At 73.0% G+C, this 25,805-nt stretch carries 26 protein-coding genes; 13 read left to right on the top strand and 13 right to left on the bottom strand.

Annotated features, from left to right (window positions below):
* Positions 1 to 118: 118 nt before the first annotated feature.
* Genes AMK33_RS02340 through AMK33_RS02330 form a run of 3 tightly spaced genes read right to left on the bottom strand, consistent with a single transcriptional unit; the run spans position 119 to position 2,628 of the window.
* Complete coding sequence (locus AMK33_RS02340) at positions 119 to 859, bottom strand: FAD:protein FMN transferase (protein ID WP_073930969.1); 741 nt, start codon at positions 857 to 859, stop codon at positions 119 to 121.
* 1 nt (position 860) lies between these two features.
* On the bottom strand, positions 861 to 1,259 hold the full coding sequence (locus tag AMK33_RS02335) for an FMN-binding protein (protein ID WP_073930968.1): 399 nt from the start codon (positions 1,257 to 1,259) through the stop codon (positions 861 to 863).
* 28 nt (positions 1,260 to 1,287) lie between these two features.
* Complete coding sequence (locus tag AMK33_RS02330) at positions 1,288 to 2,628, bottom strand: ferredoxin reductase family protein (protein ID WP_073930967.1); 1,341 nt, start codon at positions 2,626 to 2,628, stop codon at positions 1,288 to 1,290.
* 149 nt (positions 2,629 to 2,777) lie between these two features.
* Between AMK33_RS02330 and AMK33_RS02325 the strand changes: the two genes are divergently transcribed.
* From AMK33_RS02325 to AMK33_RS02315, 3 genes are all read left to right on the top strand, one after another.
* Positions 2,778 to 3,467 carry a response regulator transcription factor gene (locus AMK33_RS02325; protein WP_201262947.1) on the top strand — a complete coding sequence of 230 codons (690 nt, stop codon included), beginning with the start codon at positions 2,778 to 2,780 and terminating at the stop codon, positions 3,465 to 3,467.
* Between the two features lie 38 nt (positions 3,468 to 3,505).
* Positions 3,506 to 4,909, top strand: a complete 1,404-nt coding sequence (locus AMK33_RS02320; RefSeq protein WP_073931489.1) for a sensor histidine kinase — start codon at positions 3,506 to 3,508, stop codon at positions 4,907 to 4,909.
* A gap of 293 nt (positions 4,910 to 5,202) precedes the next feature.
* Positions 5,203 to 6,204, top strand: coding sequence for an NAD-dependent epimerase/dehydratase family protein (locus AMK33_RS02315; protein WP_073930965.1), 1,002 nt, complete (start codon positions 5,203 to 5,205; stop codon positions 6,202 to 6,204).
* A 1-nt stretch (position 6,205) separates the two neighbouring features.
* Here the strand turns inward: AMK33_RS02315 and AMK33_RS02310 are convergent, their stop codons facing one another.
* Positions 6,206 to 7,318 carry a sensor histidine kinase gene (locus AMK33_RS02310; protein ID WP_073930964.1) on the bottom strand — a complete coding sequence of 371 codons (1,113 nt, stop codon included), beginning with the start codon at positions 7,316 to 7,318 and terminating at the stop codon, positions 6,206 to 6,208.
* Between the two features lie 3 nt (positions 7,319 to 7,321).
* A complete protein-coding gene (locus AMK33_RS02305; protein ID WP_073930963.1) occupies positions 7,322 to 8,047 on the bottom strand; it encodes a response regulator transcription factor in 726 nt (241 codons plus the stop codon).
* Positions 8,048 to 8,151: 104 nt separating this feature from the next.
* On the opposite strand from AMK33_RS02305, the gene AMK33_RS02300 reads away from it, so the two are divergent.
* The 3 genes from AMK33_RS02300 to AMK33_RS02290 are packed head-to-tail and all read left to right on the top strand — an operon-like array spanning position 8,152 to position 10,183.
* Entirely contained in the window at positions 8,152 to 8,874 is a 723-nt protein-coding gene (locus AMK33_RS02300; protein ID WP_073930962.1) for a glycosyltransferase family 2 protein, read from the top strand.
* On the top strand, positions 8,871 to 9,491 hold the full coding sequence (locus AMK33_RS02295) for a TIGR04282 family arsenosugar biosynthesis glycosyltransferase (protein WP_073930961.1): 621 nt from the start codon (positions 8,871 to 8,873) through the stop codon (positions 9,489 to 9,491). Before AMK33_RS02300 ends, AMK33_RS02295 begins: the two co-directional genes overlap by 4 nt.
* Before the next feature lie 23 nt (positions 9,492 to 9,514).
* The gene (locus AMK33_RS02290; RefSeq protein ID WP_073930960.1) at positions 9,515 to 10,183 is read left to right on the top strand and encodes a class I SAM-dependent methyltransferase; all 669 of its coding nucleotides are present in this window, start codon (positions 9,515 to 9,517) and stop codon (positions 10,181 to 10,183) included.
* A 219-nt stretch (positions 10,184 to 10,402) separates the two neighbouring features.
* Here AMK33_RS02290 and AMK33_RS41075 read toward each other — a convergent pair whose 3' ends face one another.
* Both AMK33_RS41075 and AMK33_RS02280 read right to left on the bottom strand, forming a co-directional pair.
* Positions 10,403 to 10,819, bottom strand: a complete 417-nt coding sequence (locus AMK33_RS41075; RefSeq protein ID WP_167748547.1) for a hypothetical protein — start codon at positions 10,817 to 10,819, stop codon at positions 10,403 to 10,405.
* Between the two features lie 8 nt (positions 10,820 to 10,827).
* A complete protein-coding gene (locus AMK33_RS02280; protein WP_073930958.1) occupies positions 10,828 to 12,087 on the bottom strand; it encodes a molybdopterin-dependent oxidoreductase in 1,260 nt (419 codons plus the stop codon).
* Positions 12,088 to 12,200: 113 nt separating this feature from the next.
* Here AMK33_RS02280 and AMK33_RS02275 point away from each other — a divergent pair, with 113 nt between their 5' ends.
* Positions 12,201 to 13,526, top strand: a complete 1,326-nt coding sequence (locus AMK33_RS02275; protein WP_073930957.1) for a hypothetical protein — start codon at positions 12,201 to 12,203, stop codon at positions 13,524 to 13,526.
* An 18-nt stretch (positions 13,527 to 13,544) separates the two neighbouring features.
* On the opposite strand, the gene msrB is transcribed toward AMK33_RS02275, so the two are convergent.
* The 4 genes from msrB to AMK33_RS02255 all read right to left on the bottom strand — a co-directional run bounded on the left by msrB (position 13,545) and on the right by AMK33_RS02255 (position 16,925).
* Complete coding sequence (gene msrB / locus AMK33_RS02270) at positions 13,545 to 13,952, bottom strand: peptide-methionine (R)-S-oxide reductase MsrB (protein ID WP_073930956.1); 408 nt, start codon at positions 13,950 to 13,952, stop codon at positions 13,545 to 13,547.
* Between the two features lie 14 nt (positions 13,953 to 13,966).
* Complete coding sequence (gene murC, locus AMK33_RS02265) at positions 13,967 to 15,355, bottom strand: UDP-N-acetylmuramate--L-alanine ligase (RefSeq protein WP_073930955.1); 1,389 nt, start codon at positions 15,353 to 15,355, stop codon at positions 13,967 to 13,969.
* Positions 15,356 to 15,454: 99 nt separating this feature from the next.
* Entirely contained in the window at positions 15,455 to 15,928 is a 474-nt protein-coding gene (locus tag AMK33_RS02260; RefSeq protein WP_201262946.1) for an indole-3-glycerol phosphate synthase, read from the bottom strand.
* A gap of 220 nt (positions 15,929 to 16,148) precedes the next feature.
* The gene (locus AMK33_RS02255) at positions 16,149 to 16,925 is read right to left on the bottom strand and encodes a pyrimidine reductase family protein (RefSeq protein WP_073930954.1); all 777 of its coding nucleotides are present in this window, start codon (positions 16,923 to 16,925) and stop codon (positions 16,149 to 16,151) included.
* 37 nt (positions 16,926 to 16,962) lie between these two features.
* Between AMK33_RS02255 and zapE the strand changes: the two genes are divergently transcribed.
* The 5 genes from zapE to AMK33_RS02230 all read left to right on the top strand — a co-directional run bounded on the left by zapE (position 16,963) and on the right by AMK33_RS02230 (position 23,047).
* On the top strand, positions 16,963 to 18,054 hold the full coding sequence (zapE, locus tag AMK33_RS02250; protein WP_073930953.1) for a cell division protein ZapE: 1,092 nt from the start codon (positions 16,963 to 16,965) through the stop codon (positions 18,052 to 18,054).
* Between the two features lie 393 nt (positions 18,055 to 18,447).
* Positions 18,448 to 19,029 carry a carbonic anhydrase gene (locus AMK33_RS02245; protein ID WP_073930952.1) on the top strand — a complete coding sequence of 194 codons (582 nt, stop codon included), beginning with the start codon at positions 18,448 to 18,450 and terminating at the stop codon, positions 19,027 to 19,029.
* 8 nt (positions 19,030 to 19,037) lie between these two features.
* Positions 19,038 to 20,516: a SulP family inorganic anion transporter gene (locus tag AMK33_RS02240; protein ID WP_235617950.1), complete on the top strand. Its 1,479-nt coding sequence runs from the start codon at positions 19,038 to 19,040 to the stop codon at positions 20,514 to 20,516.
* A 206-nt stretch (positions 20,517 to 20,722) separates the two neighbouring features.
* A complete protein-coding gene (locus tag AMK33_RS02235) occupies positions 20,723 to 21,550 on the top strand; it encodes a slipin family protein (protein ID WP_073930950.1) in 828 nt (275 codons plus the stop codon).
* A 90-nt stretch (positions 21,551 to 21,640) separates the two neighbouring features.
* Positions 21,641 to 23,047, top strand: coding sequence for a PhoX family protein (locus AMK33_RS02230; RefSeq protein WP_073930949.1), 1,407 nt, complete (start codon positions 21,641 to 21,643; stop codon positions 23,045 to 23,047).
* A 51-nt stretch (positions 23,048 to 23,098) separates the two neighbouring features.
* On the opposite strand, the gene AMK33_RS02225 is transcribed toward AMK33_RS02230, so the two are convergent.
* Together AMK33_RS02225 and AMK33_RS02220 are read right to left on the bottom strand one after the other, a co-directional pair.
* Positions 23,099 to 23,584 (bottom strand): SRPBCC family protein, encoded by a 486-nt coding sequence (locus AMK33_RS02225; RefSeq protein WP_073930948.1) that lies wholly within the window; start codon positions 23,582 to 23,584, stop codon positions 23,099 to 23,101.
* Positions 23,581 to 24,042, bottom strand: coding sequence for an ArsR/SmtB family transcription factor (locus AMK33_RS02220; protein ID WP_073930947.1), 462 nt, complete (start codon positions 24,040 to 24,042; stop codon positions 23,581 to 23,583). The genes AMK33_RS02225 and AMK33_RS02220 overlap by 4 nt, the downstream gene beginning before the upstream one ends.
* Before the next feature lie 118 nt (positions 24,043 to 24,160).
* Here AMK33_RS02220 and AMK33_RS02215 point away from each other — a divergent pair, with 118 nt between their 5' ends.
* Positions 24,161 to 25,684, top strand: a complete 1,524-nt coding sequence (locus AMK33_RS02215; RefSeq protein WP_073930946.1) for an FAD-dependent oxidoreductase — start codon at positions 24,161 to 24,163, stop codon at positions 25,682 to 25,684.
* Positions 25,685 to 25,805: the final 121 nt, after the last annotated feature.

Genomic DNA, 25,805 nt, shown 5'->3' with positions numbered 1-25,805 from the left:
TTGCCCTTCGGGTGCCGAAAGCTTTTGACCGAGGTCGCACGCTCTGTCGCCGGTCGAGTGTAAACGGCACCTCTGACAGAACCCTGGAACTCAACGACCCGGGTCGCGGCGACCCGGACTACGCCGCCACCTGCCCCGATTCCGCCGAGGGAAACCCGGCGGTCCGCACCACCCGGCGGTCCGCCGTCACGGCGAACACCTCGCAGCCGGGGCGTGCGGCGGCCCACTCGATCCCCTCCGCACCCAGCGCGTAGGCCGCCGTGGCGACCGTGTCCGCCAGGGTCAGGGTGGGGGCGGTGACCGTCAGGGCGAGCAGGCCGGTCGCCGGGCGGCCGGTGCGGCCGTCGATGATGTGGTCGCCGCGTTCGTAGCGCGCGGAGGTCGCGACCGCGCCGTCGGTGAGGTCCACGAGGGTGCAGAGCCGGTCGGCGTGTTCGGGGTGCCGTACGCCCACGCGCCACGGCCCGCCGGCGGCGACCACGTCACCGCCGGCGTTGAGGCAGAACCGCCGCGCTCCCGCCGCCCGCAGCAGATCGGCGCCCTTCTGCACCGACCAGCCCTTCACCACCGCGCACGGATCGAGGCGCCGGCCCGGCAGCCGTACGTCGAACGCGCCCCCGGTGGCGGTCCGGTACCGCTCGCACAGGTCGAGGACCTCGGTCAGCTCGGGGCTCAGCCGGCCGGGGTCCGATTCGCCCCGGTCCAGGCGGGAGACCTCGCTGTCCTCGCGGAACGGGCTGAAGCGGGCGTCGACCTCGCGCAGCCAGGCGAAGAGGTCGTCCACCGCGGATCCCTCGAACCCCTCGTCGTCGATGCGCAGCGACACCGGGAAGCCCATGACGTGTTCGACGCGCCGCACGTCAGGAGCCCTGTGCGTCGAGGGCGGCTTGCAGGGACTCCCGGTAGCCGTCGCTGGTGACGGTGGCGCCGGAGACCGTGTCGACGTCGGCGCTCTGGGCCTCCAACGTCTCCTCGATCAGCACCGGTACGGCGGCCGTGGTCTGCGGGTGGTCCGGCTGCTGGAGCATCCGCACCGCGCTGATGCGGTCGCCGTCGAGGGTGACCTCGACCCGCACGGGGCCCTTCTCCGTGTCGACGGTGGGGCCGGCCACCACCCGGGTGGTGCTGCCCGGGGAGGTGGACACCGAGGGGGCGGGCGCGGGTTCGGCGACCGCCGGCTCCGGGGCGGACGGGGTGTAGCGCCAGACCGGGATCAGTCCGGCGACGGTCAGGACCAGGACGGGCAGTGCTCGTTTCACGGTGTTCTCCTCGCTCTCCGCGCGTCCGTCATCCGGCCAGGCTGAAGCGCTCGTAGTGGATCTGCTGCTTCGGTACGCCCAGTTCGCGCAGGCCGCGCAGGACCGCGGTGGTCATGCCGGGCGGGCCGCAGACGTAGACGTCCCGGTCGGTGAGGTCGGGGACCAGGCGGGACAGTTCGCCGGGGGCGAGCCGGTCGGGTACGGGCGGGCCGGTGACGAGGTGCAGTTCGGCGCCCTTGGCGAGGGCGAGTTCGCGCAGTTCGTCGTGGAGTACGGCGTCGGTCTCCGTGTTCACGCGGTAGAGGACGACGGCGTGGCCGTGCAGTTCCTCCAGCAGGGCCCGGATCGGGGTGACGCCGACGCCGCCGGCGATGAGCAGGGCGTCGGGGCGGGTGCGGTGCAGGGCGGTGAAGGCGCCGTAGGGGCCCTCCGCGAAGACCCGGGTGCCGGGCCTGAGATGGCGCAGGGCCGCGCTGCCGTCGCCGGCCGCCTTCGCGGTGAGCCGCAGGGTGCGGCCGTCGGGCGCGGCGGACAGGGAGAACGGGTTCGCCTGCCACCAGCGGTCCTTCGTCAGGAACCGCCACAGGAAGAACTGGCCGGCGCGGGCGGGCAGCCGGTCCAGATCGCGGCCGGTGATGTGGACGGACACCACGTTGTCGCTCTCGGGCACGACGGCCGTGACCCGCAGCTGGTGGCGCCGGTTCCGCCACAGCGGCAGCACCAGCCGGCCGGCGAACACCGCGGTGAGGGCGGCGCCCCACAGTCCGTACCAGTAGGCGGTGGCGGCGGGGGACGCGGTGAAGGTGGAGCCGACGGCGATCTGGTGGGTGAAGGCCAGGACCACGGCGACGTAGGTGTAGAGGTGGACGAAGTGCCAGGTCTCGTAGGCGAGGCGGCGCCGGGCGCGGCGGGCCGAGACCGCGCCGACGACCAGGATCAGCGCCAGCGCGACGACCGCGCGCAGCACGCCCTCGACGGTCTCCGCGAGGTCGACGAGCTGGTTCACCGGGTCCATGGAGGACATCTCGGCGTAGCCGAAGGTGATGAAGACGGCGTGGCCGAGGAGCGTCCACAGCAGTCCGAAGCCGGTCCAGCGGTGCCACAGGGTCAGCCGGTCCATGCCGATCCGGCGGTCCAGCCAGGGCAGCCGGGCCACCAGCAGCAGCTGGAACGCCATCAGCAGGGCGGCGTACAGGCCGGTGAGGCGGCCGAGCACGACGAGGGCGTTCGCACCGAAGCCCGCCTGGACGAAGAAGACGGCCACCACCGCCGCGTTCGCGGCGAGCAGGCCGTACAGGCCGATGCGCGCCACCGCCTTGGGGCGTCGCCTCGCGGTGGGGGGTGCGGGAGGCGATTGGACAGCTGTCACGCCGGAAACTCCTTGGTCGGGTCCTGGGACTCCGAGCTTGGTCACAGGCGCTGTCGATCTCCTGTCGGTCAACTTTCAAGTTTTTATCGATCGAGACGCGATCGTGCACCGCCTCTGGCGCCGGGAGCGGTGTGCCGCAGTATGGGCGGGTGGAAAAAGTACGACTCCTCGTCGTGGACGACGACCCGCCGATAGCCGACCTGGTGGCGACGGTCGCCCGCTACGAGGGCTGGGAGGCGGTCACCGCCAACTCGGGTGAGGAGGCGCTGCGCCGCGCCGCCGACTTCCGCCCGGACATCGTGGTGCTCGACCTGATGCTGCCGGACGTCGACGGCTTCGGCGTACTGGACCGGCTGCGGCGCTCCGGGACGATGGTGCCGGTGGTGTTCCTCACCGCGCGGGACGGGGTCGCCGACCGGGTGGCGGGGCTGACCCGGGGCGGGGACGACTACCTGGTCAAGCCGTTCGCCGTGGAGGAGCTGATGGCCCGGCTGCGGACGGTGCTGCGGCGCAGCACGGGACCGGGGTACCAGCGGTCGGTGCTGCGGGTGGCGGACCTGACGATGGACGAGGACACCCGCGAGGTGCGGCGCGGTGAGCGGCTGCTGTCGCTGACGCCGACCGAGTACGAGGTGCTGCGCTACCTGATGCGCCGGTCGCCGACCGTGCTGACCAAGGCGCAGATCCTGGACCATGTGTGGGAGTACGGCTTCGGGGGCCGCTCCAATGTGGTGGAACTGGTGGTGAGCCGGCTGCGGCGCAAGCTGGACGACACCGGTGAGCCGCTGATCCAGACCGTGCGGGGCTTCGGGTACGTGATCCGGCAGGCCGCCGGGTGACGGCGTATCTCCGGCGGCTGCGGGAGACGTACCGGCGGATGCGCCTGGGCACCCGGCTGGCGCTGGGCCTCGGGGTGCTGTCGCTGGCGGTGTTCGCGGTCGTCGGCACCGCGCTCACCACGTACATGCACGACTATCTGGAGCGGCAGCTCGGCGACCAGCTCAAGCTGATCCAGGCCGTGCAGGCCAAGGACGCGGCGGCGCACGGCACGGTCAGGCGGAAGCCGTACTACGGCTGGTACACGGCGGTGTACGACGTCTCCGACGACGCGGTCACCCTGCGCAGGCCCTCCGACGTGCCCGAGGACACCCGCGCCCTGGCCGACCTCGCGCGGGCGATGGCGCACTCCGACACCGAACTGACGCGCACCGCGCGGATCGACGGGGAGGGCACCTACCGGCTGCGCGGCTGCGAGGTCGAACCGGGGGTGGTGCTGGTGAGCGCCGCGCCCGTGGAGGACATCGAGGAGACCGTCGCGCAGCTGATCACCGTGCAGGTGGTGGTGTTCGCGCTCGCGCTGCTGGCACTGGTGGTGTTCGGGCGGCGGATGCTGCGGCGCGGGCTGAAGCCGCTGAGCGACATGGCGCACACCGCGCACGGCATCGCCTCGCACGACCTGACCGAGTCGGCGGCCCGGCTGCCGCTGCGCGCCGACGGGCGGGACGGCGGCCTGGAGGTGGCGGAGCTGCGCACCGCGTTCAACACGATGCTGGAGCACATCGACGACTCCCTCGCGGTGCGCGCGGAGGCCGAGCTGCGGCTGCGCCGGTTCGTCGCCGACGCCTCGCACGAACTGCGCACCCCGCTGATGTCGGTACGCGGCTACGCGGACCTGTTCCAGTACGCCGCCGCCAACGAACCCGCCGAACGCGAGCGGCACCTGGCCCGGCTGCGGGCGGAGGCCGCCCGGATGGGCGTACTCCTCGACGACCTGCTGCTGCTCGCCCGGCTGGACGCGGCGGAGGTGGAGGCGCCGCTGCGGACGGCGGACACGGACCTGGGAGAGCTGGTCCAGCAGGCCGCCGACGCGTTCCGGGCGAGCCATCCGGGACATCCGCTGGCGGTGACGGCCAGGTCCGCCCCGCTGGTCCTGCGGCTCGATCCGCAGCGCATACGGCAGGTCCTGGACAACCTGCTCACCAACGCGGCCGTGCACACTCCCGCCGGTACCCGGGTGTCCGTGGCGGTGTCCGTCACCGGTGACTCGGCCCTGGTGCGGGTCACCGACGCGGGGCCCGGTGTCCCGGCGGAGGACCGGGAGCGCGTCTTCGACCGCTTCTACCGCGTCGACAAGGCCCGCAGCCGCGACCGCGGCGGCAGCGGCCTGGGCCTCGCGGTCGCCCGGTCACTGGTACGGGCGCACGGCGGCGACATCGAGCTGAGAGGCGAGCCGGGGGCGACGGTGTTCACCGTACGACTGCCGCTGAACGGCGACCATTGACGGTCCTGCCGCTTCCGCGGGCAGTCGCATGCCGTGTCAGCCGCGGGCAGTCGTGCCTCCCCCAGTGCCTCAAGGGCCTGGGAGGTACCCCCGGGGCGGCACGGGTGGGCGGTGGGGGTACCTCCCGCTCGAGCGGAGCCGAGAGTGGGGGAGGCACCCCGTAAGCGCCGGGCTGCGCGACACCCCCCCCGCCCCGCACGAACTCCGCCCACCGGCGCTCTCCGGTCTTACGGACCCGTGACGTCGCGGGCGCGGCCCCGCTGTCCGGCAGGATCCGCGCCTAGCGTGGGCACATGCGCGTACTGGTCACCGGCGGTGCCGGATTCATCGGGTCCCATGTCGTCGAGGCGCTGCGGGCCCACGGGCACGAGCCCGTCGTCTTCGACATCCGCACCGATCCCACGGCGGACGTACGCTCTCCGGGAGCAGTCCGCGACGCCCTCTCCGGCGTGGACGCCGTCTGCCACCAGGCGGCGATGGTGGGCCTCGGAACCGGATTCGCCGACGCACCGGAGTACGTCTCCCGCAACGACCTGGGTACGGCGGTACTGCTGGCCGCGATGGCGCAGGCGGGGGTGGAGCGGCTGGTGCTGGCCGGGTCGATGGTGGTGTACGGCGAGGGCCGCTACACCTGCGCCCGGCACGGGGTGGTGCGTCCCGGCCCACGGACCGTCACCGACCTGGCGGCCGGCCGCTTCGAGCCCGCCTGCCCGGTGTGCGGGACGGACCTCGAACCGGGCCTGGTCGCCGAGGACGCCCCGGTCGACCCGCGCAACGTGTACGCCACGACCAAGCTGGCCCAGGAGCATCTGGCCGCCGCCTGGGCCCGGTCGACGGGCGGTTCGGCGGTGTCGCTGCGCTACCACAACGTGTACGGCCCCGGCATGCCCCGCGACACCCCGTACGCGGGCGTCGCCTCCTTCTTCCGCTCGGCGCTGGCCCGCGGCGAGGCCCCGCGCGTCTTCGAGGACGGCGGTCAGCGGCGGGACTTCGTGCACGTACGGGACGTGGCGGCGGCGAACGTCGCCGCGCTGACGGCGGGCCCGGCCGCCGGGGCGCTCACCGCGTACAACACCGGCAGCGGCACCCCGCACACGGTCGGCGAGATGGCCCGCGCCCTGGCCGTCGCGTACGGCGGTCCGGAGCCGGTCGTCACCGGGGAGTACCGCCTGGGCGACGTCCGCCACATCACGGCGGACTCCTCCCGCCTGCGGGCCGAACTGGGCTGGAAACCGGAGGTCGGCTTCGCGGACGGCGTGCGGGAGTTCGCGGCGGCGGGACTGCGGGGAGACTGACTCAGCCCTCCGTCGCCGGGAGGGTCACCTCGAAGCGGCAGCCGCCGGTGACGTTGCGGACGGTGGTGCTGCCCCGGTGGGCCTCGACGATGCCGCGGACGATGGCGAGGCCGAGGCCCGCGCCGGCCGGCGGGGTGCGGGCGTGGGTGCCGCGCCAGCCGGTGTCGAAGACGCGGGGCAGGTCCTCCTCGGGGATGCCGCCGCAGCCGTCCGTCACGGACAGCACCACGCCCTCGTCCGAGCGCCGCGCGGCGACGGCGACCGTGCCGTCGGCCGGGGTCCGGCGGATCGCGTTGACCAGCAGGTTGCCCAGTACGCGGCTCATCTCCCGCCCGTCCACCTCCACCGGCACCGACTCCACCCGGTCCCCGACGAGCCGTACGCCGTGCTCGCGGGCGAGCGGGTCCGCGCCGGCGAGGGCGTCGCCGATCAGGTCGTACAGGGAGATCCGGGAGAGCGAGAGGGTCAGTGCGCCGGCGTGGATGCGGGAGAGTTCGAAGAGGTCGCCGACCATGTCGTTGAGGCGTTCCACCTCGGTGCGGATCTGCCTGAGGTAGCGGTCGGGTTCGGCGGCGACGCCGTCCTCCAGCGCCTCGGCCATCGCGCGCAGTCCGGCGAGCGGGGTGCGCAGGTCGTGGGAGATCCAGGCGACGAGTTCGCGGCGGGAGGACTCCAGGGCGCGCTCGCGGTCCCGTGACTCGGCCAGTCTGACGCTGGTCGCCTCCAGTTCGCGGCTGAGCGCGGCGAGTTCGGCGGTGGACGGGCGCTCGGGCGCGGCGAAGTCCCCGCCGTCGCCGAACGAGCGGGCGGCGAGCGCCAGTTCACGGCTGCGGGCGACGACCCAGCGGCCCAGCAGCAGCGCGGTGACCGTGGAGACGACGGCGGCCATGGCGACGACCGTGGTCACCACGCTCAGGTCGTGTGCCGACAGGAACATCGCCTGGGCGACGGCGAGGGTGCCCGCGAGCATCGCCGCCACCGCGACCCCGGCGACGACCGCGAGATGCGCGGTCAGCGACCGGCGCCGGATCAGCAGCAGCACGCACGCGCCGAGCACGCCGGCCGCGGCGGCGCCGAGGAAGGCGAACAGGGCGATGAGCAGCATGTCGCGCATCGCTCACTCCTCCCCGGAACCGGCGGCGGGATCGAAGCGGTAGCCGACGCCCCACACGGTCTGGACGATCCGGGGCCGCGCCGGATCGTCCTCGACCTTGCCGCGCAGCCGCCGTACGTGGACGGTCACGGTGGACAGGTCACCGAAGTCCCAGCCCCACACCTCCCGCATCAGCTCCTCCCGCGCGAAGGCCCGCCCGGGGTGGCGCAGGAAGAACGCGAGGAGGTCGAACTCACGGATGGTGAGGGCGAGTTCGGCACCGTTCTTGGCGGCCCGGCGGGCTGCGGGGTCGACGGAGAGGCCGGCCGCCCGCAGCAGTCCCGACGCGGCCGGGGCGGGGCGGGTGCGGCGCAGTACGGACTCGACGCGCAGGACGAGTTCGCGCGGGCTGAACGGCTTGGTGACGTAGTCGTCGGCGCCGACCTCCAGGCCGAGGATGCGGTCGTCCTCGTCGCCCCGCGCGGTGAGCATGATGACCGGCACGGGCCCGCGCCCGCGCATCCTGCGGCACACCTCCAGGCCGTCCATGCCGGGCAGCATCAGGTCGAGGACGACGAGGTCCGGCCAGTGGGCCGCCGCGCGGGCGAGCGCGTCGGGGCCGTCACCGGCCCGGTCGACGACGTATCCGGCGCGGTCGAGATAGCCGGTGACGATCTCGGCGACGGTGGGGTCGTCGTCCACGACGAGGACCCGGGCCCCGGCCTCGGCGTTGGGTGGTCGCTGCTCCATGCGCCCAGCCTCGCACCACGCGTGCGCGAGCGGTGCGGGACGGCCGCCGACGTCCGCGTTCCGTAAGGAGTCGATGACCGGTATGCCCGTTTCGTGTTCGTAGGGTGAGAGCCGTGACCTCCTCCTCCCCCGCCCCGGATCCGGGCCCGCCGTCCGTGGACGTCGTCCTCCCCTGTCTCGACGAGGCCGCGGCGCTGCCGTGGGTGCTGGAGCGCGTCCCGCCCGGCTGGCGTGCCCTCGTCGTGGACAACGGCTCGACCGACGGCTCCGACCGCGTCGCCCGCGAGCTCGGCGCGACCGTCGTGCACGAGGAGCGGCGCGGTTTCGGCGCCGCCTGCCACGCCGGGCTGACCGCCGCCACGGCCGACATCGTCTGCTTCTGCGACTGCGACGCCTCCCTCGACCCGGCGGATCTGGTGCCGTTCGTGCGCGAGGTGCGGGCCGGCGAGGCCGACCTGGTGCTGGGCCGGCGCCGGCCGCGGGCGCGCGGGGCCTGGCCGCTGCACGCCCGCGCGGGCAACCTCGCGCTGTCCCGGCTGCTGCGCCGCCGTACCGGACTGCGGCTGCGCGACCTCGGCCCGCTGCGGGCGGCCCGGCGCGAGGAGCTGCTCGCCCTGGACCTCACCGACCGGCGCAGCGGCTACCCACTCCAGATGGTGGTGCGCGCCGCCGACGCCGGCTGGCGCGTCACCGAGCACGACGTCCCGTACGCGCCGCGCACCGGCGCCTCCAAGGTGACCGGCACCTGGCGCGGCACCTTCCAGGCGGTACGGGACATGAGCCGCGTCCTCCAGGAGGCGCCGGTGCGGGAAGGGGCGGTGTCGTGACGTCGTCGCCCGTCACGCTGCTGGTGATCGCCAAGGAACCCCGCCCCGGCCGGGTGAAGACCCGGCTGACCCCGCCGTTCACCCCCGAGGAGGCGGCATCGCTCGCCGAGGCCGCGCTCGCGGACACGCTGGACGCGGTGGCGCGTACGCCCGCGCGGCGCCGGGTTCTGGTGCTGGACGGAGCGCCGGGACGCTGGCTGCCGGCCGGTGTCGAGGTCGTACCGCAGTGCGCGGGCGGGCTCGACGAGCGGCTGGCCGCCGCGTTCGCCGGGTGCGACGGACCCGCCCTCCTCATCGGCATGGACACGCCCCAGGTGACCCCGGAACTGCTCACCGTGGACTTCGGTGACTGCGACGCGTATTTCGGTCCCGCCGAGGACGGCGGCTTCTGGGCGCTCGGCCTGGCCGAACCCGACCCCGGACTGCTGCGCGGGGTCCCCATGTCGACACCGGAGACCGGGGCCGTGCAACGGCGGCGGCTCGCGCGTCTGCGGGTGCGGGAACTGCCGCTGCTGCGGGACGTGGACACGGCGTACGACGCGGCGCTGGTCGCCGGTGAGGCACCCGGCGGCCGGTTCGCCGCACGGCTGGCCCGACTGACGGCGGCCCACCGGTGAGCGGCGTACGTGCGGCAGCACGCGTGGGACACCAGCGGACGGCCCCCGCCGCCGAACGCGCCTGGTCCGCCGACCCCTACGCCGACGCCCTGCACGCCGGCCGGGGACCGCTGTTCCTGCGCCGCGCCGACGGCTGGCTGCTCCCCCTGGACGTGGAGCGCTGGTGCGCGGAGGCCGACACGGCGGACCTGGAGGTGCTGCGGCGCTGCGAGGGGGCGGTGCTGGACGTGGGCTGCGGTCCGGGGCGGCTGGTCGCGGCGCTCGGCGCCGAGGGGCGTCGCGTCCTCGGCATCGACGTCAGCTCGGCGGCGGTGGCGCACACCGTCCGGCGCGGCGGGCAGGCACTGCTCCGCTCCGTCTTCGACCCGCTCCCCGGCACCGGCCGCTGGGACACCGCCCTGCTCATGGACGGCAACCTCGGCATCGGCGGCGATCCGGACGCCTTGCTCCGCCGACTCGCTCAGCTGCTTTCGCCGGGCGGCCTGCTGGTCGCCGAGACGGTCCCGTACCCGGACGTCGACGAACGCACCCTGGTCCAGATCACCGACGCCCACCGCACGCCCGGCGCCCCCTTCCCGTGGGCCCGCCTCGGGACTCCGGCGCTGCGGCGGTACGCGGAGGGGGCGGGCTGGCGGGCTGAGGACGAATGGTCGGCGGGCGGGCGCTCCTTCGTGGCACTCCGAGCGAGGTAGGGACGAGTTTTTCGCCCCCGCCGCCCCTTCCCGTTCCCGTCCTCCGGGGGCGCTGCCCCCGGACCCCCGCTCCTCAAACGCCGGAGGGGCTTGAATCAGCCCGTCCGGCGTTTGAGGACAAGGCCCGTCCAGGGCCGAAAGGGGGTCTGGGGGCGCAGCCCCCGGGGACGGGAACGGGAAGGGGCGGCGGGGGCGACGACACACCGGCCGGCACACCCGTCAGCCGCCGACCGACACCCGCCGCCCCCTCCTCACCCGCACCGCGAACACCACCGCCGACCCCCCGAACAGCACAGCCGTGACGATCAGCCACCGAACCACGTAGCCGTCCGCGGACAGACCCGCGACGCCGGCGTACCGCTCCGACACCCGGCCGGTGATCAGCGGAAACCACACGAGCGACAACAGCCCGGACAGCGCGGCAGGCACCCGCACATAGTTGACCCACCCCCTCCGCCGCCCCGCACCCTTCACCAGCACACGGTCGACCGCCGCATACAGCGGCAGCAGCACCAGATCATGGATCACCGCCGCCCCCACGAACCACAGCGCGACCATGACCCAGTCACCGTCGAGCAACCGCACCCCCGCGTACGCGCAGAGGACGAACGAGCAGAGCAGCACGAACAGCTTCACAGGTCGCCTCACAGTTCACCGAAGGTCAGCCGAGCGACCCACTTGGTGTCGAGCACACCGGGCGCGGCAGGCACGATGATCCGGGCCGGATAACCGTGATCGGCGGTCAGTTCCTCACCGTTGACGAACAGGGCGAGCAGAGAACGCGGGTCGGCGACCTGATTGGCCCGCAGCGCACCACGCCGGAACGCCCCACGGCGCTGCAGCGACTCCACGAACACGTCCACCGGCTCCTCATGACCGACGAGCGCCGCGAGGTCCCGCAGCCGTACGCCCCGCCACCACTGGTCGGAGGTGGACCAGCCCTCCACACAGGCGATGGGCAGATCAGCGCTGTGCAACGGCATCCCGAGCAGCTCGGCCCGGTCGAGCCGTACGGTGCCGGATCGCCCGGTGACGACCAGCCGCCACGCCTCCTCCGTCGTCTCGGCGGGACGGATCCCGGCGTACGCGGCCGTCTTGTTGATCTGGAACGCGTTGGGTCCGCTGCCCGGTTCGGGACCGCCGTGCGGGGTGAGGACGGCGGTCTCGCGCAGCGGCCCGTCGAAGCTGCGCCCGGCGGAGGTGACGAGCAGCAGCAGCGAACCGCCGCCGACCAGCCCGAACGCCCCGCGCCGCGAGACGGTCGGCGGATCGGGACGCGGAGCCACCAGCTCGTCCGCGTCTTCATCGCCCCCCTCCCGCATCCTCCGCAGGTTCCGGACCGCCACCGGCGCCTTCAGCACCACGTGGGCGGCGAACGCGCCGAAGAACACCCAGGCGCCGTAGAAGTGCAGCGGATAGAAGGAGCCGGGGAAGACGTAGTCGAGCTGGATGTTGAGGATGCCCGTGGTGAACTCGAACAGCGCCCCGCCGACCAGGAGCAGCAGCGAGATCCGCTCCAGGGCGTGGGTGAGCGAGCGGGCCGGCGGCAGGGTGAACAGCTTGGGCACCACCGACCACAGCTTGGCCAGCAGCACCGGCACGAGCACGAGGCCGAGCGTGACGTGGACGCCCTGCGTGAGCCGGTACAGCCACGGCGGGTCGGTGGGCCAGGAGAAGAGGTAGAAGCCGAGGATCCCCTTGCCGGGGGTCTTGTCGTTCACCGGCGCGAGATCCGGGTTGTACGCGGCGTACGACAGCAGTCCCGTCACGAACAGGATCGTGACGCCGGCGAGGAGGACGACCCCGAGCACCGAGGTGAACCGGGGGCCGCGCAGCGGGCTGCGCCAGAAGTCCGGCGCGAACGGGCCGCGCGCGGGGCGGGTGGGGAGGGAAGACCGAGGCATGTGCCGACCGTAGGTCCGCACCACCCCTCGAAAGGGTGCGGAAGCGATGACGAAACGCTGACATCCGCCCTGGCCGGCCGCTCACCACCGCTCTCCCGGCCTAGCGTGACGACGTGAACCGCGATCTTTCCCGTGCCACGGTCCGTGACCTCTCGGCGGTCCTGGCCGCCGTACTGCTCGTCCTGGCCGCCGTACTGATCGGCGCCCGGCTCGAGGACCGCTACGGCACGCTCCGGGTGGACTGGCCGCCGCTGCTGGCCGACTGGGCGCCGCACGCCGGCCCGGGTACTCCGGCCGCGCTGGTCGTCGCCGCCGCCGTGGTGGCGTACGGCCCCGCCCTGGCCGCCAGGCTGTCCTGGCGACGCCTGCTGCCGGCTGCGTGGGCGGCGTCCCTGGCGTGGACCTGGTCCCTCGCCCTCGTCGACGGCTGGTCCCGGGGCGTCGCCGAGCAGCTGACCACCACCCACGAGTACCTGCGGGCCGTCGACCGCTTCCGGGACATCCCCGCCGCCCTGCGGGACTTCGACGCGCACATCCTGCTCGGCAGCCCCGACAACTGGCCCGCCCATGTCGCCGGGCACCCACCGGGCGCCACCCTCACCTTCGTCCTCCTCGACCGGATCGGGCTGGGCGGCGGAGGGTGGGCGGGCGCCTTCGTCATCGTCACCGGCACCACGGCGGTGGTCGCGATCCTGATCGCCGTACGCCGGCTCGCCGACGAGTCGCTCGCCCGCCGCGCGGCGCCCTTCCTGGTCCTGGCCCCGGCGGCGGTGTGGACGGGCACGTCCGCCGACGGCTACTTCACGGCGGTCGCCGCCTGGGCCGTCGCCCTGCTCGCCCTCGCCGTGACCGGACACCGCCCGGCCTGGACGGGCCTCGGCTCGGGACTGCTGTTCGGGCTCACCGCGTACCTGTCGTACGGGCTCACCCTGTTCGCGGTGATCGGCGCGGCCGTCCTGCTGCTGGGGACGCGGCGGCTGCGGGTACTGCCGTACGTGATCGCCGGGTTCCTGGTGGTGCCGGTGGTGTTCGCCGTGCTGGGGTTCGACTGGTGGGAGGCGTACCGGCTGCTGGTCACCCGCTACCACCAGGGGGCGGGCGGGGTACGGCCGTACGGGTACTGGGTGTGGGCCAACCTCGCGTGCACGGTGCTGATCACCGGCCCGGCGACGGTGGCCGGGCTGCGCGGGGCCGGGGGCGCGCTCATCGGGGACCGGGGCGCCGCCGCCCGCCTGGCGGTGCTCGTGGCGTCCGCCCTCCTCGCGCTGCTGATCGCCGATCTGTCCGGGATGAGCAAGGCGGAGACGGAACGCATCTGGCTGCCCTTCGCGTTCTGGCTGCTCCCCGCCGCCGCCTTCCTGCCCGGCCCGCGCGCCTGGCTCGCCGCACAGGCCGTCCTCGCGCTGCTCCTCAACCACCTGCTGCTCACCGGCTGGTGAGCAGCAGGCGAGTACGGGTCAGCCCTCGGCGGGCTGCAGCGTCAGCGAGATGCTGTTGATGCAGTACCGCTGGTCCGTGGGCGTCGCGTACCCCTCGCCCTCGAACACGTGCCCCAAGTGCGAACCGCACCGCGCACACCGTACCTCGGTGCGCACCATGCCGTGCGACCGGTCCTCGATCAGCTCCACGGCCTCGGTGTCCTTCGGGTCGTAGAAGGACGGCCAGCCGCAGTGCGACTCGAACTTGGTGGTCGAGGTGAACAGCTCGGCGCCACAGGCGCGACAGGAGTAGACGCCCTCGGTCTTGGTGTCGGTGTACTCACCGGTGAAGGCGGGTTCCGTGGCCGCCTGGCGCAGGACGGCGTACTCGTTCGGGGACAGTTCCGCGCGCCACTGCTCGTCCGGCTTCTCCACGTCGTACGGCATGAGCTTCCAGCCCCTTACTTCGACAGATGGTCCAGGATGCGCGGGCCGAGGTCGGTGACGTCGCCCGCTCCCATGGTGAGAACGAGATCACCGGGCTTCGCCATTCCCGCGACCACCTCGGGGATCTCCGCCTTGTCGTGGACGGCGGTGACGTCCGCGCCGGCCGCACGGGCCGCCTCGATGATCAGCTCGCTGGTGACGCCGGGGATCGGGTCCTCGCGGGCCGGGTAGATGTCCAGCACCACCGAGGCGTCGGCCAGGGACAGGGACTGGCCCATCTCCTTGCCCAGCTCGCGGGTGCGGGAGAAGAGGTGCGGCTGGAAGACGACGAGGATGCGGGCGTCCCCGGCGGCGGCGCGCATCGCCTCCAGGTCGGCGGTCATCTCGGTCGGGTGGTGCGCGTAGGAGTCGATGACCTGGACTCCGGCGGCCTCGCCCTTGAGCTGGAGGCGCCGCTTGACGCCGGTGTACGCGGCGAGCGCCGGGGCCAGCTCGGCGGCCGGGACACCGAGCGCCACGCCGGCGGCGAGCGCGGCGACCGCGTTGTGCGCGTAGTGCCGGCCGGGGACCGACACGGTGAAGGTGAGCGGGGCGCCGTCGAGCTCGACGGTCACCTCGCTCCTCAGTCCCTGCGGGAGGACGGACAGCACCCGCACGTCGGCGTCCGCGGACTCGCCGTACGTCACGGTCCGCACCGAGCCGTCCAGCCGCCGGGTCAGCTCGCGGGCGCCCTCGTGGTCGGCGGAGATCACCAGGGTGCCGCCGGGCACGATCCGGCCGACGAACGTCTCGAAGGACTCGTGGATCTCCTCCATGGACGCGTAGTTGGCGTGGTGGTCCAGCTCCACGTTGAGGATGATCGCGACCTCGGGCGCGTACTTGTGGAAGCTGCGGTCCGACTCGTCGGCCTCGGCGACGAAGATCTCGCCCGCGCCGTGCAGCGCGTTGGAGCCGGGGGCGTCCAGGTCGCCGCCGATCGCGTACGACGGCTCGCGGCCCAGCGCGGTGAGGGAGACGGCCAGCATGGAGGTGGTGGTGGTCTTGCCGTGGGTGCCGGCCACCGCGATGGGGCGCAGGCCGTCCATCAGGGCGGCGAGGGCGTCCGAGCGGTGCACCACCGGGACGCCCAGTTCGGTCGCGCGGACCAGTTCGGGGTTGTCCTCGCGGATCGCGGAGGAGACGACGACGCAGCTGGCGTCGTCGGCGAGGTGCGCGGCGGCGTGCCCGATGTGGACGGTGGCGCCGAGGGCACGCAGGGCGTCGGCGGTCGCGGAGTCCTTGGCGTCGCTGCCTGCCACCTCGGCGCCGCGCTGGGCGAGGATCTTGGCGATGCCCGACATCCCGGCGCCGCCGATGCCGATGAAGTGCGGTCGGTCCATGGCGGTAGGAAGGCCGGGTGCCATGCGTGTTCTCCCAGTGGTGCGACGAAGCGGGACGGCGGTCTTCGCGCTCTCGCCGGAGAGCCGGGAGAGCCGGGAGAGCCGGGAGAGCGCCGCCCCAGCCTATGCCTTGCTGTGCGAGAAGAGTTTCAGCACCGGCACCCCGACCTTGTGGCGGGCGCGGGAGGCCCAGTCGCGGTGGAAGAACTCCTCCACGTAGTGCGGGTCGGTCAGGACGATCACCTCGTCCGCCCCGACCTCCTCCACCATGGTCTTCAGCGCGTCCAGGGGGTGGTCCGCGATGAGGCGGCCGTCCGCCGTGTCGCCGGTGGCGCGCAGGGCCCGCAGGGACACCTCCAGGGCCTGCTCCCCCATGTCCTGGGCCTCCTCGCCCTCGGGGGTCTCACCCTCGCGGGCGGCCTCGTCGAGCTCGCCGAGCGCGACGTCGTCGATGGCTCTCAGCAGCCGGTCGGCCTGTTCGCCGCGCGGCTGGAGCAGCACGTGGAAGGAGACCGGCTCGTCGCCGTGCAAGGTGGTGACGAACTCCACGTCGGCGGACGTCAGGGCCTTCTCGATCATCAGTACGCTTGTGAACACCAGGCGCCCCTTCTCCTCGGAGGACCCTAGGGCCCCCTCTCTGCTCCGTGGACCCGGCCAGGCCCTGCGGAAACCCTTCTGCCCCGTGTGCGCACGGGTACTGCCGGATTCAGTGTCGCCCCTTCCCGCACCGGCCGGACCGATGCGTTCCGCCGATCACCGGACAAGCGGCCACCATCGGGCGCTCCCGCGGACGCGGACACGGCCACGGTCGCGGACGTCAGGACCGCTGGTATCGCGTGAACAGGAAACCGTCCTCCTCCAACATCGATTTCAGCGCGAAACGCCGCGGAAGTGTTACGGACGGTCCACCGGAGATGCGCTGCGCGTCACCGGCGGTGAGCATCGGCGAGACGGTCAGACAGAGCTCGTCCAGCACTCCTGCCGCCACCAGCTGGCCCAGCAGCCTCGGTCCGCCCTCGGTCAGCAGCCGGGTGTGCCCGAGATCCGCGAGGGCCCGCACCGCCCGCGCGGGGTCCACCGCTCCCCCCTCTCCGGCGGTGATCACCCGGGCGCCCGCCTTCTCGGCGGCGGCCACTCGGTCCGGGGCGGCCCCGGAGCCGGTCAGCAGCAGCGTGGGCGCCAGGGGGGAGGTGAACAGCGGCAGCGAGAAGTCCAGGTCCAGGCTCGCCGTCACCACCGCGATCACGGGCGCGGGTCCCTGTCCGGCGGCCTCCCGCGCGGCCGCGAACTCGTCACGCGCGCGTGCCGGACGGTAGCCCTCCTGCCGTACCGTCTGCGCGCCGACGACCACGACGTCGGCGAGCGCCCGCAGCGTGCCGAAGATCCGCATGTCGGCCGGGCAGGAGATGGGCTGCGAGCGGCCGTCGTGCTGGGCGGCCCCGTCGAGAGTGGAGACCATGTTGGCCCGCAGCCACGGCTCCCGCCCGCCGGGCCCCGGCTCGGGGTAGGCGTACGCGGCGGCGATCTCGGCGAGGCTCCACTCGCGAGCCGCTGTCTCGTCGGTCACGTCGGTCACAGGGAACAGGCGTCGCATGTCAGGCAGTGTTCCACGCCCCGTAGCATGGGGGACCGTGTCGTCCTCCTCTCCCGCCTCCCGTCCCGGTCCGATAGCCGACGTGGCCCCGTTGTCGCTGTGCGCCCGTGAGCCGCACGTGCCCGCGGACCGGCTCGTCGCCGAGATGGTGCCGCCGCCGCGGTTCGACTCGGTCCGCTTCGACACCTACATCCCGGACCCGAACCAGCCGAGCCAGACCGAGGCCGTGCGCGTCCTCGAGGGTTTCGCGGCCGGCCTCGACGGGGCGGCGGCCGGTGACTCGGGCCGGCGCAGGCTGTTCGGCTTCGGCAAGGCGCCGAAGAAGGCCCCGGCCGGGCCGCGCGGCGTCTACCTCGACGGCGGCTACGGCGTCGGCAAGACCCACCTGCTGGCCTCCCTGTGGCACGCCACCCCGGCCGAGCCCGCGCTCAAGGCGTTCGGCACCTTCGTGGAGCTGACCAACCTGGTCGGCGCCCTCGGTTTCCAGCAGACCGTGAAGACCCTCTCCGGGCACCGTCTGCTGTGCATCGACGAGTTCGAGCTGGACGACCCGGGCGACACCGTGCTCGTCTCCACCCTGCTCGGCAAGCTGGTCGAGGCCGGCGTCGCGCTCGCCGCCACCTCGAACACGCTGCCGGGCAAGCTCGGCGAGGGCCGGTTCGCGGCGGCTGACTTCCTGCGCGAGATCCAGGGTCTGTCGGCCCACTTCCGGGCCCTGCGCATCGACGGCGAGGACTACCGCCACCGGGGTCTGCCCGAGGCGCCGGAGCCGTACTCCGACGAGCGGGTGACGCGGACGGCGCACGCCACCGAGGGCGCCTCGCTCGACGCCTTCCCCGACCTGCTGGAGCATCTCGCGCGGGTCCACCCCAGCCGCTACGGCGCCCTGACCGACGGGCTCCGCGCGGTGTGCCTCACCGGTGTGCGTCCGGTGCCGGACCAGTCGACCGCGCTCCGGCTCGTCGTCCTCGCGGACCGGCTCTACGACCGTGAGGTGCCCGTGCTCGCCTCGGGGCTGCCGTTCGACCGGCTGTTCAGCGAGGAGATGCTGAAGGGCGGCTACCGCAAGAAGTACTTCCGGGCGATCTCGCGGCTCACCGCGCTGGCCCGCGACGCGGGATCCCTCTGATCACGGGATCCTTCTGATCGAGGGATCCCTCTGGTCAAGGGCGGGTTCACGCCAACACACCCTTTCTTTTCAGGCTCTCTTCGCCACGAAACACCGAGTTAACCCTGCAAACGACTTCGCAGGGTTAACGTGTTTCTTGACCAACCATTGACCAAGCGTTGGTGTGCGGAAGAGGTGCGAACCGCCTTGTCGCACACGCATGTCCCGAGGTCCGGCGACCGCGGCCACACCCCGGCCCCTTGCCGTCGCTTTACCCGCGCTTCATTTCTCCGCATTCCCCACGGCCTTCGCATCCGCGTATACAACCCGCGAAGCAAGGGCCATGGGTCAGTGAACCCGACCTTTGTCATGCCCGTCCGACGCGCCCCCACGCGCGCCAGGAGGAATCACCAGATGCAGCCCCTCATCGACAACGCCCGCACGTTCGGACAGCGCCCTGAGGAGTTCGCCCGCCTCGCCGAGGGTCAATCCCCCGACGTCCTGTTCATCACCTGCTCCGACTCCAGGGTCGTACCGGCCCTGATCACGGGCGCCCGGCCCGGCGAGCTCTTCGAGCTGCGCACCGCGGGCAACATCGTCCCGCCGTACACCCTCGGACGCCCCACCGCCGAGGCGGCCACCGTCGAGTACGCCGTGGGAGTCCTCGGCGTCACGGACATCGTGGTCTGCGGCCACTCCCACTGCGGGGCCATCGGCGCGCTGGTGCGCGGCGACGACCTGGACGCCGTGCCCGCCGTACGCGACTGGCTGGCGCACGCCGCCGACGAGCCGGCGTCGTCCGACGCCGCGGACCCGGCCTGCGCGGAAGCGGTCCAGCACCACGTCCTGGCCCAGCTGCTGCGGCTGCGCTCGTACCCGTGCGTCGAGCAGCGGCTGGCCTCGGGCCGGCTCCGGCTGCGCGGCTGGTACTACGAGGTGCACACCGGAGCCGTACGCGAACACCACGCGGACACCGACGCCTTCGAGGCGCTGTGAGTACCGCCGTGTCCAGGTTCCCTCATCTGCGGCAGGACTTCGCCGCCTCACTCGTCGTGTTCCTCGTCGCGCTCCCGCTGTGCGTGGGCGTCGCCGTCGCCTCCGGTGTCCCGGCCGAACTCGGCCTGGTCACCGGCATCGTGGGCGGACTGGTCACCGGTCTGCTGCCGGGCAGCAGCCTGCAGGTGTCCGGTCCGGCCGCCGGGCTGACCGTACTGGTCTTCGAGGCCGTCGACACCTACGGGCTGCCCGCGCTCGGCGTGATCGTGCTGGCCACCGGGCTGCTCCAGCTCGCCATGGGCGCGCTGCGGCTCGGGCGCTGGTTCCGCGCGATATCGATCTCGGTGGTCGAGGGCATGCTGGCCGGCATCGGTCTCGTGCTCATCGCGGGCCAGCTGTACGCGGCGGCCGGGCTGACGGCGCCCGCCTCCGGCGTCGACAAGATCCTCGGACTGCCCGGTGCTGCCGTGGACGCGCTCGGCAGCACCGAGGCGCTCGCCTCGCTCGCGGTCGGCGCGGGCACCGTCGCCGTGATGGTGCTGTGGCGCCGGATGCCGGGACCGGCCGGGGTCGTACCGGGCGCGCTCGCGGCGGTCCTGCTGGCGACCGCGGTCACCCTGGCGTTCGGCGTGCCCGTCGCGACGGTCGAGGTGCAGGGCCTGATCGACGCCGTCCAGCCGCCCGGCGCGGACGCGTTCGGCTCACTGGGCGTCGGCGTCCTCGGCACGATCGTCGCGTTCACCCTGATCGCCTCCGCCGAGAGCCTGTTCAGCGCCGCCGCGGTGGACCGGCTGCACGACGGTCCGCGCACCCGGTACAACAAGGAGCTGATGGCGCAGGGCGCGGGCAACGCGGTCTGCGGGGTCCTCGGCGCGCTGCCGATGACCGCGGTCATCGTGCGCAGCTCGGCCAACGTCCAGGCGGGCGCCAGGACCAAGGCGTCCCGGGTGCTGCACGGCGTATGGCTGCTGCTGTTCGCCGCGCTGCTGCCGTCCGCGCTGGCACTGATCCCGCTGCCCGCGCTGGCCGGCATCCTGGTCCACGCCGGCTGGAGGCTGATCCCGTTCCGCGCCCTGGCCGCACTCTGGCGGGGCCACCGGGGCGAGGCGCTGATCCTGGTGGTCACCGCCGTGTCGATCGTCACGGTGAACATGTTCGAGGGCGTGCTGATCGGTCTGGCCCTGTCGGTCGTCAAGACGGCCTGGGAGGCCTCGCAGGCGAAGCTGGAGGTCGTGGACAAGGGCGCGGGCCCCATCCAGGTGCACCTGTCGGGCAACGCGACCTTCCTGCGCCTCCCGAAGATCCTGGACACCCTGGAGTCCCTCCCCCAGGACCGCCCCGTAGAACTGGACCTCACCGCCCTCCAGCACATGGACCACGCCTGCCACACAGCCCTGAAAAACTGGTCAGAACGCCACAGCACACCCGGCACACCCCCGGTGAAACTCACAGAGACGCCAAAGACACCGGTCACAACCCCCTCCTAGGGGCGCGGGGCTGTGCCGACATGCGGCTCCGCCGCGTGGGCGCGAACGGGGGCCCGGGGGCGGAGCCCCCGAGGACGGGGAGGGGCGGCGGGGGCGAAAGACCCTGCCGCCCAGCCCCGGGCCCCCGGCATGGCCCCGCACCGACCACCGGGCATATCGTTGCGGATGCACCCAGAAACACACAGACCTCTGAACGGGAGGTCACCATGGTCGAGGAACTGCTCACCGCAGCCGCCGGCACCGCCGCAGCCGCCACCGCCTACCTCCTCGCAGCAGCCCGAGTCGTCAAACAGTACGAACGCGGAGTCGTCTTCCGCCTCGGCCGTCTGCACGGCACCGCACGCCCACCCGGCTTCACCCTCGTCGTCCCCGGCGTGGACCGCCTGCACAAGGTCAACCTCCAGATCGTCACGATGCCCATCCCCGCCCAGGAGGGCATCACCCGCGACAACGTCACCGTCCGGGTCGACGCGGTCGTCTACTTCAAGGTCGTCGACGCGCCGGCGGCCGTCATCAACGTCGAGGACTACCGCTTCGCCGTCTCCCAGATGGCCCAGACCTCACTGCGGTCGATCATCGGCAAGAGCGACCTCGACGACCTGCTGTCCAACCGCGAGAAGCTGAACCAGGGCCTGGAGCTGATGATCGACAGCCCCGCGATCGGCTGGGGCGTGCAGATCGACCGCGTCGAGATCAAGGACGTCTCCCTGCCCGACACGATGAAGCGCTCCATGGCCCGCCAGGCCGAGGCCGACCGCGAACGCCGGGCCCGCGTCATCAACGCCGACGCCGAACTCCAGGCGTCCAAGAAACTCGCCGAGGCCGCCCAGGAGATGTCGGAGACCCCCTCCGCCCTCCAGCTCCGCCTGCTGCAGACCATCGTCGCCGTCGCCGCCGAGAAGAACTCCACCCTCGTCCTGCCCTTCCCGGTCGAACTCCTCCGCTTCCTCGAACGCGCCCAGCAGCCCCAGCCCGCACCGGACCCCCCGGCGGCAACCCGCCCGGGGCCCGACGGCCCGCGCCCCGAGCCGTGACACGAGCTACGCGCGTGGTTCCCGTGACCCGCACCAGGTGATAGACACGGCTGGGTCACAGTTCCTGTCCGCCAGCAGGAAGGTTTCCCCATGCCAGAAACCGGGCCCACCACCGAGTCCACGACCGGCTCCCCCGCGACACGACGTCAGATGCTCGCCCGTTCCGGCGCCCTCGGCATCGGCATCGTCTTCACCGGCGCCCTCTCCGAACTCTTCACCGGCACCGCCGCCGCCCAGAACCTCGGCCACAGCGGCTACGGCCCCCTGGTCCCCGACCCCGACGGGCTGCTCGACCTGCCGAAGGGCTTCCGCTACAAGGTCCTCTCCCGCGAGGGCGACCCGCTGCGCTCCGGCGAGGGCCCGGTCCCCTCCAACCACGACGGCATGGCCGCCTTCGCCGGCCGCCACGGCCGTACCCACCTGGTCCGCAACCACGAGAACCGCGCCGGCGGCAGAGTCCCCGTCCCGGTGATCGACGGCCTGACCTACGACCCGGAGGGCAAGGGCGGCTGTACGGCACTCACCCTGGACCACCACGGCCGGGTGCTGTCGGAACGGGTCGCGATCGCCGGTACGGCAGTGAACTGCGCCGGCGGACCGACCCCCTGGGACACCTGGCTGACCTGCGAGGAGACCGAGGACAAGGCCGGCACAGGCGGCTACACCAAGGACCACGGCTACATCTTCGAGGTCGACGGCGCCGACCCGCGCCGCACGGGCGCCGTACCGCTGACCGCGATGGGCCGCTTCCAGCACGAGGCGATCGCCGTGGACCCGAAGCGGGGCGTGGTCTACGAGACCGAGGACGCCTTCGAACGGCCCTTCGGCCTCTTCTACCGCTTCCTGCCGGAGAAACCCCTCGGCGGCACCGGTTCGCTGCGCGCGGGCGGCCGGCTCCAGGCGATGCGGGTGCCCGGGGTGCCCGACCTGTCCTCGATCCAGGACATCGGTGCCCGCTTCGACCACATCGAGTGGGTGGACGTACCGGACCCGGGGGCCGCCGAAACCCCCATCCGTCACCAGGACTTCGGCCCGCGGGGCATCACCCACGCGCAGAAGCTGGAGGGCTGCTACTGGGGCGGGCGCTCGGTCTACTTCGTGTCGTCCTTCGCCCGCAGCGCCGAGGGTTCGGCGGCCGACCACTACGGCCAGATCTGGCGCTACGACCCGGACCGGCGCCGCCTCACCCTGGTGATCGTCTTCGGCCCGGACACCGACGTCCAGCTCCCCGGCGAGTCGCCGGACAACATCTGCCTCGCGCCCAGCGGCGGCCTGATGGTGTGCGAGGACGGCGGAGGCGCCCAGCACGTCTACGGCGTCACGCGCCGGGGTGAGGTCTACGCGATGGCGCGCGGTCGTCAGAACATCGGGACGGCCGAGGACCCGGAGTGGGGCGAGTTCGCCGGGGTCACCTTCTCCCCGGACGGCCGCACGATGTACGTCAACTGCTACACGCCCGGCACGACGTTCGCCGTGACGGGGCCGTGGCGCAGGTAGCCGCTCACGACCGGGGCGGAGGGCGGTCCGCCCCCCGCCCCGGCGCGGGGTTCAGCCCGCGACGAGCGCGTCCATCTGGCCGACGGCCTGGCTCATCCCCTCCACCATGCCCATCTCGGCGAGCTGCTCCATCTGCTCGCGGGTGTCGAAGACGGACCGCAGTTCCATCCGGGTGCCGCCCTCGAGCGCGGTGAGCGTCATCCGTACCGAGGTGGTCGGCATCTCGGGGTTCGGCTTCCCCTCCTGGTCGGAGAAGCCGTCGGTGAACTCGAGGGCGGTCGGCGGTGCGACCGAGGAGACCCGCCACCAGCCGCCGTACTTCTCGCCCTCCGGGCCGGTCATGTAGTACTTCATGCCGCCCCCGGGCGTCAGGTCGTACTCCTCGAAGGTCGCCGGGTAGCTCGGCGGGCCCCACCAGCGCTCCAGCAGCCGCGGGTCGGCCCACAGCCGCCACACCCGCTCCACGGAAGCGGTGAAGTCGGCGGTGAGGGTGAGCGTCAGACGGTCGACGTCCTTGTCCACGCTGGTGACAGTCATCTGTCCGGTCCTTCCGTCGTGTTCTCGTCCGGGTTCTCGTCTGTGTTCTCGTCCGGGTTCTCGTCCGTGTTCTCGTCGTGGGCCGGGGCCCCGGAGTCACCGGTCCCTGCGGCGTCCTCCGTCAGCAGACCGGACATCCGGTCCACCCGCGCCCGCCAGGCCGTCTCCAGTTCGTCCAGGGTCTGCCGCGCCCGGCCCACCGCATCGGGATCGGTGCGCACGAGCTGCTCCCGTCCGCGTCGCTCCTTGGTGACCAGACCGGCCCGCTCCAGCACCGTGACGTGTTTCTGCACCGCGGCGAAGCTCATCGGGTACGCCGCGGCCAGACGTGACACGGACAGCTCACCCCGGACACAGCGACGGAGTATGTCGCGCCGCGTCGCGTCGGCCAGGGCGTGGAACAACCGGTCCACGGTTTCGTCGGTCCCGCCGGTCTCGTCGATCCCATCTACAACCATTTGGTTGTACGTTAGTCCCGTGCCGGCCGCCCCGCAAGAGGACCGCCCGGACGGTGGACCGGCCCGACAGCGAACCGGCCGGACAGTGAACCGGCCGCACCGGGGTACCCGGCGCCTCATGACGGAGAAGCAGCAGGCAGGCGGCTCGTACTGGCTCCAGACCGCACCGGGCGGCCGGCACCCCGCACTGACCGGGGACCTCGATGTCGACGTGGCCGTGATCGGCGCGGGCATCGCAGGCCTGTGCACGGCCCGGGAGCTGGCGCGGGCCGGGAAGAGCGTCGCGGTACTGGAGGCCGGGCGGGTCGCGGCCGGCGTCACCGGGCACACCACGGCCAAGGTCACCGCCCTGCACACGCTGATCTACGACAAGCTGCGCCGCACCCGGGGCAGCGAGGGCGCGCGGCTGTACGCCCGTTCGCAGTCCGAGGCGATCGAGCACACCGCCCGGGTCGTGGAGGAGCTCGGCATCGACTGCGAGTGGGAGCGCCGCAGCGCGTACACCTACGTCCGTGACGCGGACCGGGTGGAGGAGCTGCGCGCGGAGGCCGAGGCGGCGCGGGAGGCGGGCCTGCCGGCCTCCTTCGTGACGGAGACCGGTCTGCCGTTCCCGGTGGCGGGCGCCGTCGAGGTGACGGACCAGGTGCAGTTCCATCCGCGCAAGTACCTGCTGGCCCTCGCGGACGACATCGTCGCGCACGGCGGACGCATCCACGAGGACACCACCGTCCTAGGCCTGGAGGAGGGCACGCCGTGCCGGCTGTCGACGGCGGCCGGGGCGACGGTGACGGCCCGGGACGTCGTGGTCGCCACCCACTACCCGGTCTTCGACCGGGCGCTGCTGTTCACCCGCCTCTCCCCGCGCCGCGAACTGGTCGTCGCCGGGCCGCTCCCGGCCGGTCAGGATCCGGGCGGGATGTACATCACCCCGGAGGAGAACACCCGCTCGGTGCGCACGGCTCCCTACGGCGAGGACGGCACCCGCCGCTTCCTGGTGGTCACCGGTGAGCACTTCACGCCGGGCACGGGCGACCCGCGCGCACTCTTCGACCGCCTCTCCACGTGGGCCCGCACGCACTTCCCCGGCGTGGAGCTCACCCACTCCTGGGCCACGCAGGACAACGATCCCACCGACACCGTGCCGCTCGTCGGCCCGCTGCACCCGGGCGCCCGGCACACCTACGTCGCCACCGGTTTCGGCGGCTGGGGCCTGAGCGGCGGCATGATGGCGGGCCTGCTGCTCACCGCGCAGATCACCGGCGAGGAGTGTACGTGGAGCGAGCTGTACGACCCGCGCCGGCTGGCCTCCGCGGTGCGTGAGGCGCCGTCCTTCCTCAAGCACCAGGCGCAGGTGGCCAAGCACTTCGTCGGCGACCGGCTGCGCCCGGCCCCGCCGGCGGAGGCGCTGCCGCCGGGCGAGGGCGCCGTGGTCCGTACGGAGGGCGGCCGACTCGCGGTCTACCGCGACGACGACGGCACCCTGCACGCCGTCTCCGCGCGGTGCACCCACCTGGGCTGCCTGGTGGACTTCAACGCCGCCGAACGCGCCTGGGAGTGCCCCTGCCACGGCTCCCGCTTCGACACCGACGGCAAGGTCATCCAGGGGCCGGCGACGCGGCCGCTGGAGCGGCGCGACATCTGAGGGGTGCTGGTGCGGGGCGGGGCGGGTCGCGCAGCCCGGCGCTCACGGGGTGCCTCCCCCACTCTCGGCTTCGCTCGAGCGGGAGGTGCCCCCACCGCCCACCCGTGCCGCCCGCGTGGCG

Origin of the sequence: Streptomyces sp. CB02400, from assembly GCF_001905725.1 — a bacterium.
GTDB classification, from domain to species: Bacteria; Actinomycetota; Actinomycetes; order Streptomycetales; family Streptomycetaceae; genus Streptomyces; species Streptomyces atrovirens.
The sequence above is the reverse complement of the archived record's forward strand: the minus strand, read 5'-3'. Positions and strand labels throughout refer to the sequence as shown.

Bases quoted from the DNA above. Each gene is read 5' to 3' on its own strand.
- msrB (WP_073930956.1), bottom strand. From the start codon at position 13,952: ATGCCGTACGACGTGGAGAAGCCGGACGAGCAGTGGCGCGCGGAACTG.
- AMK33_RS02215 (WP_073930946.1), top strand. From the start codon at position 24,161: ATGACGGAGAAGCAGCAGGCAGGCGGCTCGTACTGGCTCCAGACCGCA.
- AMK33_RS02320 (WP_073931489.1), top strand. From the start codon at position 3,506: ATGCGCCTGGGCACCCGGCTGGCGCTGGGCCTCGGGGTGCTGTCGCTG.
- AMK33_RS02315 (WP_073930965.1), top strand. From the start codon at position 5,203: ATGCGCGTACTGGTCACCGGCGGTGCCGGATTCATCGGGTCCCATGTC.
- AMK33_RS02220 (WP_073930947.1), bottom strand. From the start codon at position 24,042: ATGGTTGTAGATGGGATCGACGAGACCGGCGGGACCGACGAAACCGTG.
- AMK33_RS02225 (WP_073930948.1), bottom strand. From the start codon at position 23,584: ATGACTGTCACCAGCGTGGACAAGGACGTCGACCGTCTGACGCTCACC.
- AMK33_RS02245 (WP_073930952.1), top strand. From the start codon at position 18,448: ATGCAGCCCCTCATCGACAACGCCCGCACGTTCGGACAGCGCCCTGAG.
- murC (WP_073930955.1), bottom strand. From the start codon at position 15,355: ATGGCACCCGGCCTTCCTACCGCCATGGACCGACCGCACTTCATCGGC.
- AMK33_RS02235 (WP_073930950.1), top strand. From the start codon at position 20,723: ATGGTCGAGGAACTGCTCACCGCAGCCGCCGGCACCGCCGCAGCCGCC.
- AMK33_RS02305 (WP_073930963.1), bottom strand. From the start codon at position 8,047: ATGGAGCAGCGACCACCCAACGCCGAGGCCGGGGCCCGGGTCCTCGTC.
- AMK33_RS02280 (WP_073930958.1), bottom strand. From the start codon at position 12,087: ATGCCTCGGTCTTCCCTCCCCACCCGCCCCGCGCGCGGCCCGTTCGCG.
- AMK33_RS02230 (WP_073930949.1), top strand. From the start codon at position 21,641: ATGCCAGAAACCGGGCCCACCACCGAGTCCACGACCGGCTCCCCCGCG.
- AMK33_RS02255 (WP_073930954.1), bottom strand. From the start codon at position 16,925: ATGCGACGCCTGTTCCCTGTGACCGACGTGACCGACGAGACAGCGGCT.
- AMK33_RS02310 (WP_073930964.1), bottom strand. From the start codon at position 7,318: ATGCGCGACATGCTGCTCATCGCCCTGTTCGCCTTCCTCGGCGCCGCC.